Source organism: Alcanivorax sp. (genome assembly GCF_051117345.1).
Taxonomy (GTDB): Bacteria; Pseudomonadota; Gammaproteobacteria; order Pseudomonadales; family Alcanivoracaceae; genus Alcanivorax.
Genome location: NZ_JBNPEC010000102.1, coordinates 1 through 2,639, shown reverse-complemented (window position 1 = coordinate 2,639; position 2,639 = coordinate 1). Strand labels below are relative to the sequence as shown.

3 protein-coding genes are annotated in these 2,639 nt (G+C 58.6%); 2 read left to right on the top strand and 1 reads right to left on the bottom strand.

Features of this window, described 5'->3' with window-relative positions; all coding sequences use genetic code 11:
- Nucleotides 1-1,117: efflux RND transporter permease subunit (locus ACFE0K_RS06585; RefSeq protein ID WP_434535304.1), on the bottom strand; the 1,117-nt coding region annotated here is incomplete at its 3' end.
- 115 nt (nucleotides 1,118-1,232) lie between these two features.
- Here ACFE0K_RS06585 and ACFE0K_RS06580 point away from each other — a divergent pair.
- Complete coding sequence (locus ACFE0K_RS06580) at nucleotides 1,233-1,631, top strand: MerR family transcriptional regulator (RefSeq protein ID WP_434535303.1); 399 nt, start codon at nucleotides 1,233-1,235, stop codon at nucleotides 1,629-1,631.
- A partial coding sequence (locus tag ACFE0K_RS06575) for an isovaleryl-CoA dehydrogenase (RefSeq protein WP_434535302.1) occupies nucleotides 1,624-2,639 on the top strand: 1,016 nt, incomplete at its 3' end. The genes ACFE0K_RS06580 and ACFE0K_RS06575, both read left to right, overlap by 8 nt.

The window sequence follows — 2,639 nt, the reverse complement described above, 5'->3', positions numbered from 1 at the left end:
GCGGCAACACCCTCCCAAGGGCCGTCAGCAACAACACAGAAAAGACAAAGGCCAACTGCATCCCGTACAGCACTCGATGCCCCCGGGCCCGGAACGGTTGGGATTCGGAAAAATTGAGAACGCCAAAACCGTTCGCCGTTGTCAGGCTGGTCAACCAGATTGGCTGCAGATTAATGCGCAGGCTTTCCAGCAACGCTGGCGTCTTGGCGGTACCCTGCAGACGCTCATGCCGATAGCTGGCAAGGAGGTGCACGGAATCCGCCACCGCCAGAGTCAGAATCATGGCCGGCGCCATGCCCACGATCGGTGAAAACTCGATACCCAGCCACATAGCCACGCCCATGGCGGAAGCAATGGAGAAAGCGATCACCACCACGGTTACCGCCACAAACATGGCACTACGCAGGATCAGCCACAGGCACACCAGCATGACCACAAAGGCCAGTGGCAACGTGGTCGCCATGGACTGCTCCGTGGCTTCAGCAGAGGCCTGGGAGAACACCACAGTGCCGGTCACCATGAATTCAATATCCGGGTATTGCTCACCGTAGGCCCGGGCCATTTCCCGGGCGGCAGCGGTGATTTCCGGGGCTTCAGTATTGCCCTCCCCCATAGTGACCGTGGCCACTACCCCGGCCACATGCCCCTTGCCCGAGACGAGTCTGCCTACCAGCGCGGGCTCGTCCAGGGCAATCTCACGGGCTTGCTCGATATCCTCCGCCGACATGGAAAGCGCATCTTCCACCAGCGGTGCTACAAAGAGGTCATCGCCCTCCACTTCCGTGTGCTGAAAGTTGGTGAGCGAGTCCACGCGGGTGGAATGCGGCAACGTCCAGGCATCGTCGGTGAGGGCTTCAATGGCCGCCAACGTTTGCGGTTCAAACACCCGGTCGTTTTTCGGATGCACCACAAACAACACCATCTCGTTGGCGGTGAAGCTGTCTTCCAGGGACACAAAGCGTTTGAAGTCCGGGTTCTCTTCCGTGAAGAAGATCCGTGGATCATTGTTGTTATGGAAATGGCTCATGCCACCCGCCATGGCAAGGCACAAGCCGGTACAGGCCAGCAGTACCCACACCGGGTGTGCCACCACCCAGCGACTCCATGTGTCTTTCATGCGTATCCCCCTTGATCAGAGACGGCAGTCTAGGCAGAGGTAAACACTGTGTCACGGACCGAAAGGGCCAAAACGCCAGCTTTACGTTAACGTAAACTTCCCCTATTCTTTTCCCATGAGCAAAAAACAGACCTACAGCATCGGCGAACTGGCCCGGGAATTTGACGTTACCACCCGCACCATCCGCTTTTACGAGGACCAGGGCCTGGTATCTCCTGAGCGCCGGGGACAGACACGGGTCTACACCCCCGCCGATCGGGTCACCCTGAAACTGATTCTGCGTGGCAAGCGCCTGGGCTTCTCGCTGGCCGAATCCCGCGAACTGATCGGCATGTACCAGCCGCAGAGTGACAATCGGTCTCAGCTACTGGCCCTGCAGGAAAAAATTCACCAGCGCCGCGTACAGCTCGATCAGCAACTGCGTGATATCCAGCTACTGCAACAGGAACTGGATGACGCTGAGCAACGCTGCCTGGAAAGTCTCAACGAACTGGAGTCCAAGGAAAATGTTTAACAGCACCTTCAACTTCCACCTGGGCGAAACCATCGATGCGCTGCGTGATACCGCCCGCGCCTTCGCACAGAAGGAAATCGCCCCCATCGCCGCCGAGATCGACCGCAGCAACGAGTTCCCCCTGGAGATGTGGAAGAAAATGGGTGATCTGGGTCTTCTGGGGATCACTGCCGGCGAAGAATACGGCGGCGCCAATATGGGCTATCTGGCCCACACCATCGTGGTGGAAGAAATTTCCCGCGCCTCTGCCTCGATCGGCTTGTCCTACGGCGCCCATTCCAATCTGTGTGTTAACCAGATTGCCATCAACGGCAGCGCCGAGCAGAAAGACAAGTATTTGCCCAAGCTGATCAGCGGCGAACATATCGGTGCTCTGGCCATGAGTGAACCCGGTGCCGGTTCCGATGTGGTCAGCATGAAACTTCGCGCCGAGAAGAAAGGCGACCGCTACATCCTCAATGGCAACAAGATGTGGATCACCAACGGCCCTGACGCCCACACCTACGTGATCTATGCCAAGACGGATACCAGCGCTGGCCCCCGTGGCATCACCGCCTTCATCGTCGAGCGTGATTTCCCCGGTTTCTCCCGGGCTCAGAAGCTGGACAAGCTCGGCATGCGCGGCTCCAACACCTGCGAACTGGTATTCGAAGACTGTCAGGTCCCCGCCGAAAATATCCTCGGCAAGGAAAACGAAGGGGTGAAGGTCCTGATGAGCGGCCTGGACTACGAACGCACCATCCTCTCCGGTGGCCCGGTAGGCGTGATGCAAGCGTGCATGGATGAAGTGGTGCCCTACATCCACGAGCGCAAACAGTTCGGCCAGGCCATCGGCGAATTCCAGCTGATGCAGGGCAAGATCGCCGACATGTACGTGATGCTCAACACCAGCCGCAGCTATCTCTATCACGTGGCTCAGGCCTGCGACCGCGGTGCAACCAACCGCAAGGATGCCGCAGGAGTGGTTCTCTACTGCGCCGAGGCCGCGACCAAAATGGCCCTGGAAGC

Excerpts from the sequence above, each read along its gene's own strand:
- ACFE0K_RS06580 (WP_434535303.1), top strand. The coding sequence starts at position 1,233 with ATGAGCAAAAAACAGACCTACAGCATCGGCGAACTGGCCCGGGAATTT.